15 protein-coding genes and 1 pseudogene are annotated in these 18,164 nt (G+C 73.1%); 8 read left to right on the forward strand and 8 right to left on the reverse strand.

The genetic code is table 11. The annotated features are described in order from the left end of the window. The first annotated feature begins 283 nt into the window (after positions 1-283). Both EIO00_RS16005 and EIO00_RS16010 read left to right on the forward strand, forming a co-directional pair. Positions 284-2,383 carry a prolyl oligopeptidase family serine peptidase gene (locus EIO00_RS16005; protein WP_140179764.1) on the forward strand — a complete coding sequence of 700 codons (2,100 nt, stop codon included), beginning with the start codon at positions 284-286 and terminating at the stop codon, positions 2,381-2,383. A gap of 65 nt (positions 2,384-2,448) precedes the next feature. Continuing rightward, on the forward strand, positions 2,449-3,243 hold the full coding sequence (locus EIO00_RS16010; RefSeq protein WP_140179766.1) for a class I SAM-dependent methyltransferase: 795 nt from the start codon (positions 2,449-2,451) through the stop codon (positions 3,241-3,243). 99 nt (positions 3,244-3,342) lie between these two features. Here EIO00_RS16010 and EIO00_RS16015 read toward each other — a convergent pair whose 3' ends face one another. Further along, entirely contained in the window at positions 3,343-3,936 is a 594-nt protein-coding gene (locus EIO00_RS16015) for a GNAT family N-acetyltransferase (RefSeq protein WP_140179767.1), read from the reverse strand. Position 3,937: 1 nt separating this feature from the next. Continuing rightward, positions 3,938-5,572 carry an NsdA family TPR-like regulatory protein gene (locus EIO00_RS16020; RefSeq protein ID WP_140179769.1) on the reverse strand — a complete coding sequence of 545 codons (1,635 nt, stop codon included), beginning with the start codon at positions 5,570-5,572 and terminating at the stop codon, positions 3,938-3,940. 410 nt (positions 5,573-5,982) lie between these two features. On the opposite strand from EIO00_RS16020, the gene EIO00_RS16025 reads away from it, so the two are divergent. The 4 genes and pseudogenes from EIO00_RS16025 (at position 5,983) to EIO00_RS16040 (ending at position 8,853) form a co-directional block, all read left to right on the forward strand. Beyond that, complete coding sequence (locus EIO00_RS16025) at positions 5,983-6,282, forward strand: hypothetical protein (protein ID WP_140179771.1); 300 nt, start codon at positions 5,983-5,985, stop codon at positions 6,280-6,282. Between the two features lie 377 nt (positions 6,283-6,659). After that, positions 6,660-7,667 (forward strand): mechanosensitive ion channel family protein, encoded by a 1,008-nt coding sequence (locus tag EIO00_RS16030; RefSeq protein ID WP_241661386.1) that lies wholly within the window; start codon positions 6,660-6,662, stop codon positions 7,665-7,667. Between the two features lie 60 nt (positions 7,668-7,727). Continuing rightward, positions 7,728-8,096, forward strand: a pseudogene (locus EIO00_RS16035) (globin); the annotation flags it as partial. A 142-nt stretch (positions 8,097-8,238) separates the two neighbouring features. Next, positions 8,239-8,853 carry a hypothetical protein gene (locus EIO00_RS16040; RefSeq protein WP_140179773.1) on the forward strand — a complete coding sequence of 205 codons (615 nt, stop codon included), beginning with the start codon at positions 8,239-8,241 and terminating at the stop codon, positions 8,851-8,853. Here the strand turns inward: EIO00_RS16040 and EIO00_RS16045 are convergent. The 3 genes from EIO00_RS16045 to EIO00_RS16055 all read right to left on the reverse strand — a co-directional run bounded on the left by EIO00_RS16045 (position 8,759) and on the right by EIO00_RS16055 (position 11,291). Further along, the gene (locus EIO00_RS16045) at positions 8,759-10,033 is read right to left on the reverse strand and encodes an MFS transporter (protein WP_140179775.1); all 1,275 of its coding nucleotides are present in this window, start codon (positions 10,031-10,033) and stop codon (positions 8,759-8,761) included. The two genes, EIO00_RS16040 and EIO00_RS16045, sit on opposite strands and share 95 nt — an antisense overlap. 41 nt (positions 10,034-10,074) lie before the next feature. Continuing rightward, a complete protein-coding gene (locus EIO00_RS16050; RefSeq protein ID WP_140179777.1) occupies positions 10,075-10,506 on the reverse strand; it encodes an acyl-CoA thioesterase in 432 nt (143 codons plus the stop codon). A 230-nt stretch (positions 10,507-10,736) separates the two neighbouring features. After that, positions 10,737-11,291 carry a hypothetical protein gene (locus EIO00_RS16055; protein ID WP_140179779.1) on the reverse strand — a complete coding sequence of 185 codons (555 nt, stop codon included), beginning with the start codon at positions 11,289-11,291 and terminating at the stop codon, positions 10,737-10,739. A 32-nt stretch (positions 11,292-11,323) separates the two neighbouring features. On the opposite strand from EIO00_RS16055, the gene EIO00_RS16060 reads away from it, so the two are divergent. Further along, positions 11,324-11,650: a hypothetical protein gene (locus EIO00_RS16060; RefSeq protein ID WP_140179780.1), complete on the forward strand. Its 327-nt coding sequence runs from the start codon at positions 11,324-11,326 to the stop codon at positions 11,648-11,650. 287 nt (positions 11,651-11,937) lie between these two features. Here the strand turns inward: EIO00_RS16060 and ettA are convergent, their stop codons facing one another. Both ettA and EIO00_RS16070 read right to left on the reverse strand, forming a co-directional pair. Then, positions 11,938-13,602 carry an energy-dependent translational throttle protein EttA gene (gene ettA, locus EIO00_RS16065; RefSeq protein WP_140179782.1) on the reverse strand — a complete coding sequence of 555 codons (1,665 nt, stop codon included), beginning with the start codon at positions 13,600-13,602 and terminating at the stop codon, positions 11,938-11,940. A 294-nt stretch (positions 13,603-13,896) separates the two neighbouring features. Next, complete coding sequence (locus EIO00_RS16070; RefSeq protein ID WP_140179784.1) at positions 13,897-14,766, reverse strand: NAD(P)-dependent oxidoreductase; 870 nt, start codon at positions 14,764-14,766, stop codon at positions 13,897-13,899. Between the two features lie 438 nt (positions 14,767-15,204). Between EIO00_RS16070 and EIO00_RS16075 the strand changes: the two genes are divergently transcribed. Beyond that, positions 15,205-16,419 (forward strand): AfsR/SARP family transcriptional regulator, encoded by a 1,215-nt coding sequence (locus EIO00_RS16075; protein ID WP_161602734.1) that lies wholly within the window; start codon positions 15,205-15,207, stop codon positions 16,417-16,419. Positions 16,420-16,559: 140 nt separating this feature from the next. On the opposite strand, the gene EIO00_RS16080 is transcribed toward EIO00_RS16075, so the two are convergent. Then, positions 16,560-17,861: a sensor domain-containing diguanylate cyclase gene (locus EIO00_RS16080; protein WP_175596245.1), complete on the reverse strand. Its 1,302-nt coding sequence runs from the start codon at positions 17,859-17,861 to the stop codon at positions 16,560-16,562. Positions 17,862-18,164: the final 303 nt, after the last annotated feature.

Genomic DNA, 18,164 nt, shown 5'->3' on the forward strand with positions numbered 1-18,164 from the left:
AATGCGACATCTCCCTCGCCGGCAGAGCCGTCGCCACCGGTTCCTCACCTGCGCGTGGCCCGGGAGTTCCGCGGCGGCAAGGAATGTCCCACGCCGGCGACACCACCGGCACCGCGCACAAGACGCGCACAAGACGCGCACGAAGGGGCGGAGCGAGAAAGCCGATCAAGAACCCGCCCGCCGCGGACGAGCGGGACGCCGGGACGACGGACGAATCGGGGCCGTGCTCGACGCCCCGCCGCAAGAGCGCCGCCGTCGCAGGGGGCGCATAGAGTTCATCCTCATGGACCGCCCGCAGTATCCGTCCGCACCGCGTCAGGACATCGTCGACGAACTGCACGGCCACCGGATCCCCGACCCGTACCGGTGGCTGGAGGACCCCGCCTCGCCGGAGACCAAGGAGTGGCTGGCGGCGCAGGAGGAGCTGTTCCGCTCCGTGGCCGACGGGCTGCCGGGGCGGGGTCGGCTCCGCAGGCGGATCGCCGAGCTGCTGCGGGCGGGCGGGGTGGGCCCGCCGGTCTGGCGCGGCGAGCGCCGGTTCTTCACCCGCCGCACCCCCGACCAGGAGCACGCCGTCCTCTACGTGGTCGACCCCGACGGCACCGAGCGGGCGCTGATCGACCCGATGGAGATCAATCCGGACGGCACCACCACGCTGGACTTCTGGCAGCCGGACCGGGAGGGCCGGCTGCTGGCGTACATGATCTCGCACGGCGGCGACGAGGAGTCGCTGCTGCACGTGCTGGACGTGGACACCGGCGAGCGGGTCGAGGGGCCGATCGACCGGACCCGCACCTCCCCGATCGCCTGGCTGCCGGCCCGCGACGGGGAGCCGCCGGCGTTCTACTACGTCCGCCGGCTGCCGCCGGAGGAGCTCCCCCCGGACGAGACCCAGTACCACCGGCGGGTCTACCTGCACCGGGTGGGCACCGACCCCGACACCGAGGACGTGCTGATCTTCGGCGAGGGGATGGACAAGACCACCTACTACTCGGTCGCCCTCAGCCGGGACGGCCGCTGGCTGACGGTGTCGGCCTCCCAGGGCACCGCGCCGCGCAACGACCTGTGGATCGCCGACCTGACGGCGTCCTCCCCGCAGGCGCCCGCGCTCAAGCCCGTCCAGGTCGGGGTGGACGCGATGACGGGGCTGCACGTGCGGGGCGGCCGGGGCTATGTGTTCACCGACCGGGACGCGCCGCGCGGCCGGCTGTGCGTCACCGACCCGCAGACCCCCGGATACGAGTCCTGGCGCGAACTGGTCGGCGAGGATCCCGAGGCGGTGCTGACCGACTACGCGATCCTGGACGGTCCCGAGCTGGACCGGCCGCTGCTGCTGGTGGGCTGGACCCGGCACGCGATCAGCGAGATCACCGTGCACGATCTGGAGAGCGGGGAGCGCCTCGGGCAGGTGCCCGTCCCGGGCCTCGGCTCGATCGGCGGGCTGTACACGCGGCCGGAGGGGGGCCATGAGGTGTGGTTCTCCTACACCGACAACACCCACCCGGTGTCGATCCGCCGCTACGACGCGCTGACCGGCCGGACCACGCTGTGGGCGTCCGCGCCCGGCACCGTGGAGGTGCCCGAGGTGGAGACCCGGCAGATCACCTACGCCTCCTACGACGGCACGCCGGTGCGGATGCTGGTGATCGCCAGGCCCGGCGACCACGGTCCGCGCCCGACGATCCTGTACGGATACGGCGGCTTCAACGTCGCGCTCACCCCGGCCTACTCGGCGAGCGTGCTGGCCTGGGTGGAGGCGGGCGGCGTGTACGCCATCGCCAACCTGCGGGGCGGCTCGGAGGAGGGCGAGGAGTGGCACCGCGCCGGCATGCGGGACCGCAAGCAGAACGTCTTCGACGACTTCCACGCCGCCGCCGAGAAGCTGATCGCCGACGGCTGGACCACCCGCGACCGGCTCGGCATCTCCGGCGGCTCCAACGGCGGGCTGCTGGTGGGGGCGGCGATCACCCAGCGCCCCGACCTGTACGCGGCGGCGGTCTGCTCGGCCCCGCTGCTGGACATGGTCCGGTACGAGAAGTTCGGCCTCGGGCAGACCTGGAACGACGAGTACGGGTCGGCCGACAAGCCCGAGGAGCTGGAGTGGCTGCTGGCCTACTCGCCGTACCACCATGTGCGGGAGGGGGTGGCGTATCCGGCGACGCTGTTCACGGTGTTCGACGGCGACACCCGGGTGGATCCGCTGCACGCCCGCAAGATGTGCGCCGCGATGCAGCACGCCACGGCCTCCGCGGCGCCGGTGCTGCTGCGCAACGAGCCCGAGGTCGGGCACAGCAGCCGGGCGGTGAGCCGGACGGTGAATCTGGCGGCCGACACCCTGTCGTTCCTGGCCGCCCACACCGGGCTGCATCTCGACGAGGAGTGAGAGCTGAGTCACATTCGGGGCAGAATGCGCACCACGTCCGGAGTGAACGGTGATCCAATAAGGGGATGAGCGCGACGGCCGTTGCAGGAAGCGGCGTGCACGAGCGGATCCGCGGGCTGCTGGCGGCCCCGCCCGCCGAGCTCGACACCTCCGCCGGCTATCTGGATCTGCTGGGCCCCGCCGAGGAGCCCGCGCCGACGCCCGCTCAGCGGGTGATGCAGTCGCGGTTCCTGCCGCACATCTATGAACGGCTGTGGCGGCCGGTCGGCTTCAATCTGGCCAAGGGCTGGCCGGCCGGGCCGGACACCGCCGAGGAAAACGACCTGGCCCGCCGCTGGCTGGCGCTGGGCCGCCCCACCGACCCGCGCAAGCCGGACATGACGGTGCTGGACGTGGCCTGCGGTCCGGGCAATGTGACCCGCGCCCTGGCCGAGGGCGTGGGGCCCGGCGGCCTGGTCGTGGGGCTGGACGCCTCCCCGACCATGCTGACCCGCGCGGTGGCCGAGCCGACCCCCGGCACGGTCGGGTACGTCCGGGGGAACGCGGTGACGCTGCCGTTCGCCGACGACTCCTTCGACGCGGTGTGCTGCTTCGGCGGCCTCTATCTGTTCGACGATCCGGAGTCGGCCCTGGACCACATGGCCCGGGTGCTCAAGCCCGGCGGCCGGATCGCCCTGCTCGCCTCCCGGCGCCCGAACCTGCCGCTGCTTGGCCTCGGCGCCGAAGCGGCCGGGCGTCTGGCGGGGCTGCGCGTCTTCGACGACCGGGAGCTGGCCGCCGCCCTGGAGGAGCGCGGCTTCCGCCAGATCAGGCGCCGCGCCCTGCCGCTGATGCAGTTCGTGGGCGGACGTTTGGGCTGACCCTCCCGCTGGGGATACGGGTCACCGCGCTCCTCGCACCGGACCGCGCCGCCGGTGCGGGGAGCGCGGCCTCACTCCTCCCCGAGGCCGGGTCCTCTCTCACTCCAGCCGTTTCTCGAAGTAGACGTTGGTGATCCCGCCGATGCGCTCGCGGCGGGTCTCGCGCCAGCCGGCCCGCAGGTAGAGCCGTATCGCGGGCTCCTGGAGGTGAGTGGTGTCGCAGTGCAGGACGCGGTATCCCAGCTCGACGGCGCGCTCCTCCAGGGCGGCCACGACGGCCGATCCGTAGCCGCGGCGGCGGACCGGGGCGTCGACCCGCAGCCGGACCATCTCGGCGGCCTCGGTCCGCGACGGCGGGCCGAGGGGGCGGTCGCCGCGGGCCCGGGCGGGGCCGGTGGCGATGAGGCCGGCGCGGCGCAGTCCGCCCATGGCGACGACCCTGCCGTCCAGCTCGCCGACCACGAACTCGCCGGCGCTCCGCAGATAAACGTCCTCGATCTGGAACAGGTCGTATTCGTAGTAGACGCCGTCGCCGGGACGCAGGCCGACCTGGGCGAGGCTCTGGCGGTGCAGGTCGAGGACGGCGGCGTGGTCGCGGGGGGTGCAGCGGCGGATCAGCAGCCCGCCGAACCGCCACACGGGCGGGTCGTCGCGGTGGCGCACCAGGGCGGCGTCGCCCTCGGCCGCCGACATCTCACACCTGCTCGGCGAGATCGGCGCGGCGGGCGGGGGCGGCGCCGATCACCGGGGCCGACAGCGCCTCGCGGAAGCTGCGCAGCCGATCGATCTCCCCGTACCGGGCGGCCACCGCGGCGCCGACCTGGCGGGCGCGATGCACCAGGATGTCGGAGCGGTGCTCGGCGGGGAGCTCGGTGATCGCGTCCTGGGCGACGTCCAGCGCCGCGTCGGCGTCGCCGGCGTGCAGCCGGCAGACGGCGCGGTCCAGCCGCACCAGGGTCAGGTCCACCCAGTCGGTCGGCGCGTACAGCGTCAGCGCCCGGCTGAGGACCTCGTCGCCGGCCTTGTGGTCGCCGAGGTTGGTGAAGGTGTCGCCCTCATAGAAGGCCATCTGCCGTTCGGTGAAGCCGAACGCCAGGTCGCCGGTGTGCGCCTTGGACAGCCGGTCGAACACCGAACGGCCGCGGACCAGGGCGCGGCGCGCGCTGGGCGCGGCGTCCGTCCGCCCGCGCATGGCCAGCAGGCCCAGCGCCCGCGCCTCCACCGCGGGCGCCATCGCCGCCGCCACGCTGGGGGTGCGTCCGGCCAGGTCCTGGGCCTTGCGGGCCAGGTGCAGCGCCTCGCGGGGGTCGCCGTAGTACATCGGCACCAGCGCCTCGCGGACCGTCACCCAGGCGCGCAACGCCCGGTCGCCGGTCTCGTCGGCGGCGGTGCTGGCGGTGCGGAAGAACGAGCGGGCCATCCGGTGGTCGCCCAGATTGATCATGATCAGCCCGCTCAGCCCGGCCAGCTGGGCGGCCACCCGGCACAGCCGCTCCTGCAGCTCGACCGGCTGCCGCTGGGCGCACAGCCGGCGCACCTCGCTGAAGTCCAGCAGCACGTCGCACAGCAGCCGCAGCGACGGGGTGGCCTGGTAGAGCCGGCCGTACCCCCGGATGGTCTCCTCCCACTGGTCCAGCATCGTGGGCGACACCGTGGCGCTCACCAGGGTGTCGTCCATCCTGCGGCGCAGATGGTCCACCGCGCCGAGGAACTCGCCGTCCAGCGCCACGCCCGCCCCGGCCAGCAGTTGCAGCAACGTCCTGCGAAGCACCGCGTCCTCCTCTCCGACATCGGCCGGCAGCGGGCCGTCGGTCCCGCGGCGGTCGACTGTGATCCACTGACGGTCGTCCGGCATCGGCACGACCACGTTCCCGACCAAAGGCTCGGGCTCCCGTCGAGGACAGGGGACGGACGCCGCCTCGTCGACCGGGCGGCGGGCGTGCGGCCGCCCGCAGATGCACGGACCCGGGTAGCCCAGCTCCTCCGGCTCGGCCCGGTAGACGGCGCACAGGTAGTGCAGGTACGCCGGGCCGGGGCGCTTGTGTCCGCTCTCGTAAGCCGACAGCAGGGTCTCGCCGAGCTTGGGGATCGGCTTGCCCTCCAGCTCATGGAGCGCTTTGACCTGGGCGACGATGTCCGACAGCGCCACCCCGAGGGCGAGCCGGCGGGCTTTGATCCGGGTGGTGCCGAACAGCGGCCCGCACTGTTCGTGGATGTCGACGGCGATGTCGGCCGGGGTGCGCCCACGGGCGAGGCCGTAGGCGCGGATCCGACGGGCGATGTCGGTCTCGGTGGGGACGTTCCCCCGGCTCCCCCGACGTTCCGGCATGCCTATGGCCTCCTCACCTGCGAGGCGATCCGCTCCGCCCCGGGCGCGGGCGCCCGGGGCGGGTCCGGTCCCCCCTGATCCGGCGCACCTTCCGGGCGAAAGCCGACGCTCTGGCCACTACTGATGACATCGCGCACACGCAGCGTAACCCTCACACTCCGGCAGGCCAACCCATTCCCAAGAAAAGGGATGCGCTGCGGCGACCCCTCCTCACCTCAGGTAGAGATTTATCCTCCGAGGTTGGAGAAACCTCTCCTCCCGGTCGCCATTTCCCCCTCCCACACCGCGCGGAGAGGCTTGACCGACCCCGTGAAACTTGCAATTCTCAAGCGCAGATAACCAAGCGCATCCACGCGATCACAAATCCGGAACACTGTTCAACGCTCACCTGCACGAGGAGGGGGTGCACGGTGGCCACCGACGACCGCGTCGGCTATCTGGAGGATCTCGGACAGGCCGTGGGGGCATGCGGGCTCTTGGCCAGGGTGGTGCGCACCCGGTCGGGGCCGGCGTTCCTGCGGGTGGTCAATCCGGAGGCCGGCAGCCTGGCCGAGGACGTGACCTGCGCCCCCGCCCCCGGCGCGGGCGAGCACTACTACTGGTGGTCGTGGGGTGAGCGGCTGCACCGGGTCGACGACCCCTGCGGCGCGGCGTCCAAGCTGGCGCACGTGCTGCAGCCGCACGACCCGCGGCGCGCCTTCCCGGGCTGAGCCCCCCACCGGACTTCCCGAGCCGAGCCCTTTCCGCGATGGCGCGGTCGCGGAAAGGGTTCACCACAACCGGTCGTGTCCCGCAGGACGCGGCGGGGAACGGCGCGGCAGCCGATGCCCTGCGGGACACGACCGTCACTCCAAAAATCCGACATAGTCCTTCGTTTCCGGCAAGTGCTCAATAAAAGGGCATATCCCAATCCAGGTACCGGCGGGTCGAGCGGTCGGCCACATCCACAGGGATTTGCCCGGTTCGCTGAGAGCGGCCGATCGGGCCGACGCCCGGGCCGGCCTCGAGCGCGGATCGTACGAACCGCTCCGAACCGTCCCCTACGATCGGCTCGTACCCCGCAGGTCACCCACCCAGGAGTGTCTTCGTGCCGGATGCCGTGACCCCCGGGGCGGCCGCCCCCCTGTTCGACGCCGACGCCCGAGCCGAGACCTACTGCGGCGAACAGCCGTTGCTGCCGTGCCGGCTGCTGTGGAACATCACCCACAGCCCGGAGGCCGCCCGGTTCGTGCACGACTACCGGTTGGACCTGTGGACCAACCGGCTGACGGTGGCCGTGATCACCATGGTGATCGCGCTGATCCTGCGGCGCATCGCGCACCGCATGATCACCAGGATCACCACGCGGATGGCCGAGGGGACCAAGCCGGAACGGCCGCGCGACCACGGTCAGACCGTCCACGAGGGCAGCACCGCGCTGCTGACCGAACGGCGCCGCCAACGCGCCCAGACCCTCGGCTCGGTGCTGCGCAGCGTCGCCTCCATCGTCATCCTGGGCACCGCGCTGCTCAGCGCGCTGGGCGAGCTGGGCCTGAACCTCACCCCCGTGCTGGCCAGCGCCAGCGTGGTCGGCGTGGCGGTCGGCTTCGGCGCCCAGAGCATCGTCAAGGACTTCCTGGCCGGGCTGTTCATGCTGCTGGAGGACCAGTTCGGGGTCGGCGACGTGGTGGACGTGGGCCCGGCCAAGGGCACCGTGGAGGCCGTCACCCTCCGGGTGACCCGGCTGCGCGACGTCAACGGCGTGGTCTGGTACATCCGCAACGGCGAGATCCAGCGGGTCGGCAACGAGTCGCAGAACTGGGCCCGCGCGGTGCTGGACATCCCGGTCGCCTACGGCGAGGACACCGTCAAGGTCAAGGAGATCCTCAAGAGCACCGCCGAGGAGCTGGCCGCCGAGCCGGCCTGGTCGCAGGTCGTGCTGGAGAAGCCCTCGGTGTGGGGCGTGCAGGGCCTGACCGGCGAGGCGGTGGTGGTCCGGCTGGTGGTCAAGACCGCCCCCGGCAAGCAGGGCGAGGTCGCCCGCGAGCTGCGCGAGCGGGTCAAGGCGGCGTTCGACGCCGCAGGCGTCGCGGTGGCCGCCTCGCCGCCGGCGTGATGCGGCCCGTCCTCGCGCGGGCCCGCCTCGCATAGGGTTGGAGGCACCATGGCCCACGAAGTGACCTTCTATGAAGCGGTGGGGGGCGAGGAGACCTTCCGTCGCCTGGTCCGCCGGTTCTACCAGGGCGTCGCCGACGACCCCCTGCTCCGCCCCCTCTACCCCGAGGAGGACCTCGGTCCCGCCGAGGAGCGTCTCCGGCTGTTCCTCATGCAGTACTGGGGCGGCCCCCGCACCTACAGCATGCGACGGGGGCACCCGCGGCTGCGGATGCGGCACGCCCCGTTCAAGATCGGCCCGCAGGAGCGGGACGCCTGGCTGCGGCACATGCGGGACGCGCTGGATGAGCTGGCGCTGCCGCCGGAGCTGGAGAAGATGCTGTGGGACTACCTGACGATGGCGGCCCACAGCCTGATCAACAGCCCGGAATGACCCTCTCCGCCCAGGCTTGTACGCATACCCGCCGATAACCCGTACCTGCCGATGACCCGGTGTTTGCCCGGTCGTCACTAGCGTGGCCACTGGGTGCGAATCGCCGATCCGGCCCATCGAGCAGGCGAGGAGGCAGGCGATGTTCGTACAGGTCATCCAGGGCAAGACGAACGACCCGGCAGGATTGCGCCAGTCGCTGGACCGCTGGATGCGGGATCTGGCCCCGCACGCCGTCGGGTGGCTCGGCAGCACGTTCGGCGTGACCGATGACGACACCTTCATCGGGATCGTGCGCTTCACCTCGCCCGAGGCCGCCCGCCGCAACAGCGAGGGCCACGAGCAGGGGCAGTGGTTCGCCGAGACCTCCAAGTTCTTCGAGAGCGCGGTCGTCTTCCACGACTGCACCGACGTGGAGCTGATCGCCGGAGGCGGCTCGGACGACGCCGGGTTCGTGCAGATCATGCAGCAGCGGATCCGGGACCGGGAGGCGCTGCGCGCTCTGCGGACCCCGGGGCGGGAGCGGGCGATGCTGGAGCTTCGTCCGGACATCCTCGGCGGGGTGTTCGCCGTGCATCCCGACGGCGGCAGCACCGCCGTGATGTACTTCACCTCCGAGGAGGCCGCCCGGGAGGGCGAGCGCACGGAGATGCCGCCGGAGATCAAGGCTCAGTGGAAGCAGGAGATGCGCTGCTTCGAGGGCGAGCCGGTCTTCTACGACCTGCATGAGCCGTGGCCGTACTCGCCCGCCGCCTGATCCGGCCGCCCGGCACCACCGGCACGGCCGCCAGCCCGAACGCCGCCGCGACGGCGAACGCCGCCGGATAGCCGCCCGCGCCGCCGATCACCGCGCCGATCGCCGGCGGGACGATCACCGCCATCACGTGCTGCGCGGTGCTCTGCACGCCCAGCGCACGGCCGGCCCAGGCCTGACCGGCGTGCTCGGCGACGGCCGTGAACGCCAGGCCGTTCGGGCTCACCGTGACCACCGCGGCGGCCATCAGCACGGCCACGGCGACCGGCGAGGCGGCGGCGGTCTCGGCCGCCAGCACCGCCATGACCGCGGCCACGCCCGCCGTGACCAGCCGCAGCGGACGCAGCCGGGTGCCCGCCCGATCCGACCAGACGCCGGCGCCGATCCGGGCGACGGCCCCGGCGACCGCCGCCACGGCCAGCGCCCGCCCGGCCGTCACCGCGTCCCATCGGTGCTCGTCGACCAAGAAGACCAGGGCGAACGTGCCGACCGTGAACTGGGGGACGACCAGCAGCGCGCTGGCCGCGTGCAGCCGCCACAGCACCGGGGTGCGGTAGGGCGTCCCGCCGCGGGCGCCGGTCCGCGCGTTCTCCCCGGTCTCCCCGGCCTCCTCGACGCGGCGCGGATCGCGGACCAGGAGCACGATCAGCCCGGCGGCCGCCGCGCAGCAGGCGGCGGTGACCAGCAGCGGAACGCCGGGCCCGCCGCCGGCCAGCGGAGGGTAGGCCAGCGCGGCCAGTCCGGTGCCCAGCGGAGTGGAGGCCTGCCGCAGCCCCATCGCCAACCCGCGTTCCCGGGCGGCGAACCAGCCCAGGATCAGCCGTCCGCCCGCCGCGTGCACCGCGCCGCCGCCCGCTCCGGCGAGGGCCAGGCAGGCGCCCATGAGGACGGGCCGCTCCCGGCCCGCCACGGCCGCGAACAGGCCGACGGCGGCGATCCCCAGCCCCAGGCTCAGGGCGATCCGCTCGCCCCAGCGGTCGGCCACCGCGCCCCAGGCGATGAGCGCGGTCATGAGCCCCACGGTGGGGCAGGCGACGACCAGTCCGGCCTCGCCCAGGGAGAGCCCGGCGCGGCGCAGCGCGGGGATCAGATACGGCAGCCCGTACTGGAACATGCAGGCGGCGACGGTGGCGCTCAGACCGACCGCCAGGACCACCCACCGACGACCATCCGCTTCATCCATATATTGACACTATATGTCCACATATTGGACAGCAGGGCGGGTCATCCCCGAGGCAGATAGCGCGACAGCAGCTCCCGCTCGGCCTCGGTGAACCGGCGCGGACGTCCCTCGGCCACGTCGAACGCCGCCAGCTTCGAGGTCGCCGTCGCGTACACGTGCTCCGCGTCGCGGACCTCATAGGCCAGCGCGCACGAGGCCGCCCGCAGCTCGGTCACCCAGGTCTCCACCCGCACCGGGTCCACGGTGAGCGGCAACGGCCGCCGGTAGTCGATCTCGTGCCGGACCACCACCATCCCGCGCACCGGCTGCTCCCCCCTGCGCACCGGGTCGCCGTGCAGCATCTCCTGCCGGGCGTCCTCCAGGTAGCCCAGGAACTTCACGTTGTTGACGTGCCCCTGGGAGTCGATGTCCCCGAACCTGACGTGGAACTCGTGCACATGCCGGAACTGCGCGGAGGGTGTCTCGGTGTCCATGTCCTCGCCCGGAGATCGACGGCCGTCGGTCGACGGACCTCGGGCGTCGCCGACGCGGCGACGCCGGGCGGTGCCCGCACGTCCCGGAGACCGTCGAGCCCGCCGCGAGATCCGCCAGCTCACGATCGTAACCCTCGCCCCGCGGCGCCCTCCCCCGGGCCCCGCGCCCGCCTCGGCGTCGCCGGGCGTCCCCGACGGACGGGAGGGGCGCCGGGGCGGCCGGGCGCCGCTCAGGAGGCGGAGGACCCGGTGGCGGTGTCGCCCACCAGGGCGATGAAGTGCTCCATGCACTGCAGGCAGTGGGCGGCGTGCCGGCTCAGCCGCTGGATCTCCTCCTCCCGGAGCACCTCTCCGTCGGGGGCGAAGTCCCGGACGAACGAGCACCGCTCCGCGCCGGGCTCGACCTTGCCTTCGCCGGCCCTCTCGACCGCCGGCGTCTTCACGATCACCGAGCCGGCCTCGTTCTTCCCGGCTCCTCCCGTCCCGTGGCCGTTCACCCGGCCGTTCGCCCACGGCCTCACGGGTCCCAGGGAGCGGCCGCGGGCGAGCTGCGACCGCAGCCGGCCCGCCAGCCGGTTCGACCAGTGGCGCGGCAGGCGCCGCAGCGCCCTCGTCCCGGCCCCGGTCCTCGTCCTCGCTCTCCAGCGCAGGGCGCGCCGGACGGCGGCCCATCGGGTCGAGACGGCGGCGTGCGGCTCGGGCGCCCGCCCGACGTCGGCGTTCGTCCCGGGGGCGGGCCGCCCGGGACGGGGGGCGGATTCCGGGTGGCGCAGCGGATCGGCCACGAGGACTCCTCCGTGGGGGTGTGATGTGGGGATTGGGAGCGGCGATCGAGCCGAAATCACCGCCGCAGGTCGACACAAACGCCGACATGCCTTGGAAAAAATACCGATCGCCCCATCGACCGCGCCAATTCGATCACCATCGATACGGGAGAGAATCCGGCATCACCGGCCACAAGACTACAACTCTCCCGATCGCCTCGCACCGGAAAGCGGCGACGATCTTCAACAAGAGCGACTTCGTTCTCGAACGAAATTCTGACCGCCCGCCCGCGCATCTCGCCACCGGCCGCGCTCCCCGGCCGCCGCGCCGGAGAGGCGCGCAGTTCCACCCCTCGTTTTATGACTACGTGGTCATTTGACCGTGCGGTCACCTGACCTCATGGTCATCGGTCCGCCGCGGCGCCGCGGACGCGCGGGAGAGGAACCGTCGAGGGCATCGGCGCAGACCACGACCCATTCCGGCATCGGGCGGCAAGGCTTCGACGGCCTTCCCGCGGCCGGCGCCGCCGCCCTGTTTTCCCGGCGGCGGCGCCGCTCCGGCGCTTTCCTTCCACGGAAACAGAGCCCCGGTGGGAATTGCCCGAAAGCGCGGGCACGGAAAACCCCGCCACCGCGCCGGGGCGCCGTGGCGGGGTTCCGGGAGGCGTCAGTCGCGGGTGAGCTTGCGGTGGGTGACGCGGTGCGGACGGGCCGCCTCGGGCCCCAGCCGCTCGATCTTGTTCTTCTCGTAGTCGGCGAAGTTGCCCTCGAACCAGAACCAGTTCGCGCCGCCCTCCCAGGCCAGGATGTGGGTGGCGATGCGGTCCAGGAACCAGCGGTCGTGCGAGGTGATCACGGCGCAGCCGGGGAACTCCAGCAGCGCCGTCTCCAGCGAGCTCAGCGTCTCGGTGTCCAGGTCGTTGGTGGGCTCGTCCAGCAGCAGCACGTTGCCGCCCTGCTTGAGGGTCAGCGCCAGGTTCAGCCGGTTGCGCTCGCCGCCGGACAGCACGCCGGCCGGCTTCTGCTGGTCGGGGCCCTTGAAGCCGAAGGCCGCCACATAGGCGCGGGAGGGCATCTCGACCTGGCCGACCTTGATGTGGTCCAGGCCGTCGGAGACCACCTCCCAGACCGACTTGTTCGGGTCGATGCCGCTGCGGGTCTGGTCCACGTACGAGATCTGAACGGTCTCGCCGATCTTCAGGGAGCCCGAATCCGGGGTCTCCTCCCCCACGAGCATGCGGAACAGGGTGGTCTTGCCCACGCCGTTGGGACCGATCACGCCGACGATGCCGTTCGGGGGCAGGTTGAACGACAGGTCCTCGATCAGCACCCGGTCCCCGAAGCCCTTGGTGAGGTTCTCGGCGACGATCACCGTGCTGCCCAGCCGGGGGCCCGGCGGGATCTGGATCTCCTCGAAGTCCAGCTTGCGGGTCTTGGCGGCCTCGGCGGCCATCTCCTCATAACGCTGCAGCCGGGCCTTGCTCTTGGCCTGCCGGGCCTTGGGGTTGGAGCGGACCCACTCCAGCTCCTCCTGCAGGCGCTTCTTGCGCTTGGCGTCCTTGCGGCCCTCGACCTTGAGCCGCTCGGCCTTCTTCTCCAGGTAGGTGGAGTAGTTGCCCTCATACGGGTAGCAGCGGCCGCGGTCCAGCTCCAGGATCCAACCGGCCACGTTGTCCAGGAAGTACCGGTCGTGAGTGACCGCCAGCACGGTGCCCGGGTACTTCTCCAGGTACTGCTCCAGCCACTGGACGCTCTCGGCGTCCAGGTGGTTGGTGGGCTCGTCCAGCAGCAGCAGGTCGGGGGCCTCCAGCAGCAGCTTGCACAGCGCCACCCGGCGGCGCTCCCCCCCGGACAGATTGGTCACCGGCGCGTCCGGAGGCGGGCAGCGCAGCGCGTCCATCGCCTGTTCGAGCTGGCTGTCGAGATCCCAGGCGTTGCGATGGTCCAGCTGCTCCTGCAGCTTGCCCATCTCCTCCATCAGCTCATCGGAGTAGTCGGTCGCCATCTTCTCGGCGATCTCGTTGTACCGATCGAGCAGCGCCTTGGTCTCGGCCACGCCCTCCTCGACGTTGCCGAGCACGGTCTTCTCCTCGTTCAGCGGCGGCTCCTGCTGGAGGAGGCCCACCGAATAGCCCGGCATGAGGCGCGCCTCGCCGTTGGACGGCTGTTCCAGGCCGGCCATCATCCGCAGCAGCGTGGACTTTCCGGTGCCGTTCGGGCCGAGCACACCGATCTTGGCCCCCGGCAGGAAATGCAAGGTGACGTCGTCAAGGATGACCTTGTCGCCGTGCGCCTTGCGCACGCGCTGCATGGTGTAGATGTACTCGGGCATGCCTAAAGCCTAGGGGGTGGCGACCACCGCTCGTTGCAGCTCCATCACCCGCGACGCCCCGTCCCTCCCGCCGTCCCGGCGTCCTCCCGGCGGCGGAGCCGGGTGCGGACGGGAACGTCCCCGCCCGCACCCGAAGAGGCGATGCGCACCTTCCGGCACCGCATGTCCGGGTATGAGGCGACTCCTTCGGCGGCCGCGGGTCCGGGCACGGAGGGAGGGAACGCCCCTTTGCAGCCCGAGGGCCGGCTCGCGCTCCCCGTGGCCGGACGTCCGGGTCGGGCGCATCCCGCGGCTTCAGTCCCCGGCGGTCCGGCGCATCAGCCCGAGGAGGTCCGCGGCGCCGCCCTCCCGCCGCGCCGCCAGGGCCCGCTCGTACAGGTCCCGCAGCGGCCGCAGCAGGTCGTCGCCGACGCCCAGGTCGTGCGCCGCCGCACGGATGTTGTCGAACGCGATCAGTTGCATCTCCAGGTCGGAGGAGCCGTCGTCGTAGGCCCCCTCCTCCAGCCCGGCGGCCGTGCCGGGCAGGGTGTCGAGCATGGCGGTCAGCCATGACACCAGCAGCGGGGCGAACCGCGCCGCCGGCACCCCGGCCGAGGTCACCATCGCCGCCGCCTGGTAGAAGCCGCCGAACATGCCGTACATGCCGGCCAGCAGCGCCAGGTCGTACAGGGCCGCCCGCCCGGCGTCGGCGCCGAGGAAGACCGCCCGCCCCAGGGCGTTCAGCGCGTCCCGGGCCTCCTGGAAGGCCCGTTCCGATCCGCTGTAGAGGATGAACGCCTCGGACCCTCCGATCAGCGGGGGCACCGCCATGATGCCGCCGTCCAGGTACTCGGCGTCCTGCTCGGCCGCCCACTCGGCGACCCGCCGGGCCTGCTCGGGCGTCCCGTTGGTGAGGTTGACCAGCGTCCGGCCGCCCAGCGTCCCCGCCAGCGGCGTCAGCACCTCCCAGACCGCGGCGTCATCGAGCACGCACACGACCGTGAGCGGAGCGGCGCCGACCGCCTCGGCCGCGGTCGCCGCGACCCGGGCCCCGCGGGCGGCCAGCTCCTCGGCCTTGCCCGCGGTGCGGTTCCACACGGTCACCGAGTGCCCCGCCGCCAGGAACGCGCCCGCCAGGGCGCGCCCCATGGGGCCCAGGCCGAGCACCGTCACATCGGTCGGCATGTCCGCTCCCTTCGTCGATGGACCCCCTCAGGCTGAGCGGACCCTCTGTCGGCCTCCTGTCGACGCGCTGTCGACGCGCCGTCGGCCCGCCGTCGGTCCCCGTCCGTCCCTCCGGCGGCGGCCCGCCGGAGGGACGCGGAACCGGCCGCGAGGGCGGACGAGCGGGCGGGGCGCGGCCCTGCGGCCGGTTAGGGTGTGCAGTGCGGTTCGGGGTGCTGGGTCCGCTGACGGCGCACGGGACGGACGGCCGGCCGGTCGCGATCCCGGAGCGGAAGGTGCGGGCCCTGCTGGTCGATCTGCTCATCCACCGGGGACGGCCCGTCTCGGCGGACCCTCTGGTGGAGGACCTGTGGGGAGGCTCCGCCCGCCGATCCGACCGGGGCCCTGCAGCCGAAGGTCTCGCGGCTGCGCCGCGCCCTGCCCGGCGGCCGGGACCTGGTGCTGCGCCGCCCGGCCGGATACCTGCTGGACGTGGCGGCCGAGGCGGTGGACGCCGAACGGTTCACCGCGCTGGCGGCCCGCGCCGAGACGACGCCCGATCCCCGCGAACGCGCGGACCTGCTGACCGAGGCGCTGGAGCTGTGGCGGGGCCCGGCGTTCGCCGACTTCGCCGACGAGGCGTTCACCGCCCCCGCGGACCCGCGGTCACCGGGTTCCGCTGCGACGGCGCGGTCGCCCGACTCCGCGGCCTCGCCGGGGAAGGCGCCGGGGCTGCCCGTCCCGCCGACCGAGCTGATCGGCCGGGACGAGGCGATCCGGCACATCGCGCGGCTGCTGTCGACGAGCCGGCTGGTCACGCTGACCGGCGTGGGCGGGGTGGGCAAGACGCGGCGGGCGCTGGCGGAGTTCGCCGCCGTCGGCGACCGGTGGGGCGTCGCCGCGGCGACCTGCGAACCGGCGGAGCCGGCCCTGATCCGCGGGGACATCGCCGGGCTGCGCCGGGACGCCCGGCGTGCGCTGGCCCTGTTCGCGGAGTCGGGCGACCGGTGGGGCAGGCTGCGGGCCCTGGAACTGCTGGCGCAGGCCGACGAGATCGGCGGCGACTACGCCGCGGCGGGCGGGCATCGACGGGAGGGCCTGCGGCTAGCCGAGGAGCTGAGGCTGCCCGCGGAGGCGTCGTTCATGCTGGCCGGGCTCGGCCGGGTGGCGCTGCTGACCGGTGATCTGGAGCGCGCCGAGGAGCTGCACGAACGGGCCCGCAGGCTGGGCGCCGAGCAGGGCGTCAAGCAGGCCGAGCAGCACGCCGAGCTGGGGCTGGCCCTGATCGCCCGCCGCCGTGGCGACCTGGAGGGGGCCGAGGCGCATCTGCGCGCCTGGCTGGAGTGGGACCGCAGCCGCGACGGCGGCGCCGGACTCGCCCTCATCTACGCCGAGCTGGGGTTCATCGCCGAGATGCGCGGGGACGCCGCCGCCGAGGACTTCCACCGCCGGAGCCTGGACGCCGCCCGCGCCACCGGCGACCCCCGGGCGGTGGCGCTCGCCCTGGAGGGCCTGGCCGGCGTCGCGGCGCTGACCGGCGACCGTTCCCGGGCCGCCGCCCTGCTCGAGGAGGCCGCCGCGCTGCGCGCCTCGACGGGCGCCCCGCTCCCCAAGGCCGAACGCTTCGACGTCGACCGCATCACCCAGGCCCTCGCCGGCCGGGACGCCCCGTGAAGGTCCGCGGGAGACGGGTGCGTCCCGGCCGCGTCCTCCCCGGCGGCCCGCCGGCGCGGTCGGTGCCGCGGTCGAAAAGGATCGAACAAGGGTGAACGTTCCGCCCGTGTCCTTCTCGGCTCCCGAATGAGAGGCCGGGTTCAGGAGGCTGCCCGGCCGGGGGCCGAGTCGGGGGTGGGCGGATCGTCCAGGGCGGGCAGGCAGACCCGGTCGCGGCCGGACTGCTTGGCCCGGTACAACGCCAGGTCGGCGGCGGCCAGCAGCTCGATCAGATCGTGGCCGTGGGTGCGCAGCAGCGAGACGCCCACCGAGATGGTGACGTTGACGGTGCCCTGTTCGGCGGGGATGGCCAGCCGGCGGACGCGGCCGCGGAGGCGCTCGGCCACCCGGCAGGCCTCGACGGTGTCGGCCCCGGGGAGCAGGACGACGAACTCCTCACCGCCGAACCGGCCGACCACGTCGTAGTCGCGGAGCTGGCTGCACAAGGTGCCGGCCACGCTGATGAGAACCTGGTCGCCGACCAGATGGCCGTGGGTGTCGTTGACGCGCTTGAAGTGGTCGATGTCGATGAGCAGCAGGGCCAGCGGCTCCTGGGTGCGGTGCGCGCGGGACAGCTCGGTGTCGGCCTCGCGCTGCCAGGCGTCGGCGTTCAGCAGGCCGGTCTTGGCGTCGGTGCGGGCGGCGGCCTGCAGCTGCTGGTGCATCAGGCTGCGCTGCAGCAGGACGGCCGGGGGCAGCGCCAGCAGCAACAGCCCCAGCGACAGGGTGCTGATGATGGTCACGATGACGCCGATGCACAGCTCCACGACGTCCAGCAGCAGGCTCTCGCGGTTCCACAGCACGTCCCGCCAGCGGGTCTCGGGGTTGGCGGCGTGCGCGGCGATCGCCACCAGGGCGGCGTTGATCACGGTGAACAGCGCCGCGCAGCCCACCGCCACCGGAACACCCGGGTAGACGTCGGTCACCCACTGCGGCGCGCCGCGCAACGGATGGGGCACCACCAGGTGGAACACCGTCGACGCGCAGGCCCCCGCCAGCCCCAGCGCCGAGGTCACCAGCACCCTCCGGTACAGCAGGGTGCGCCGGACCCGGAACTGCAGCAGCGTCTGCATCGGGATCGGCACCAGCAGCGCGTACATCGGCGGGAGCAGCAGCGCCACCGGGAGCCACCAGGCCGACAGCAGGTCGCGGGCGACCCCGGCGGGCATCCCGAGCCGCCGGGTGACCTCGATGCACACCGCTCCGCACGCCAGCAGCGCGCAGAACGCGCCCAGCTCCTCCAGCCGCACGGGGGTACGGACGATCCCGTCGACGGTCAGTGCCAGATACAGCCCGACGACCGCGGCCACATAGCTCGCCAGCAGCGAGGGCCGCCGGAACCGGCGCCGAGATCCGCCCGCCAGATCCCCGCGCCCCTCGGCGGACGACTGCACTGCCGTCATCCTTCCCCCTAATCCATCACGTTGTGTAACACGATAGTTTCAAACCGTGCGACGTGGGTCGGAAACCACCACCTTCCTCACTCCCGGGCGACGCTCTCGGGCACCGCGCACCCGGCCCGATCGCACCCCGCCCGCACATCCCGCGCCCCTCGTGCCCCTCGCGGTCCCCGGCCGGCCCGCCGGCCTCCCGGCAGGCCGGCCCGAGGCGTCCGAGGCGCTCCGCCGGTCCGCGGCCGGGCCGGAGCGGGCCGATGAACGGGCGGCGCCGCACACCCCGCCGCGCACACCCCGCCGCGCACACCG

The sequence above is a fragment of the Thermomonospora catenispora genome (assembly GCF_006363815.1).
Taxonomy (GTDB): domain Bacteria; phylum Actinomycetota; class Actinomycetes; order Streptosporangiales; family Streptosporangiaceae; genus Thermomonospora; species Thermomonospora catenispora.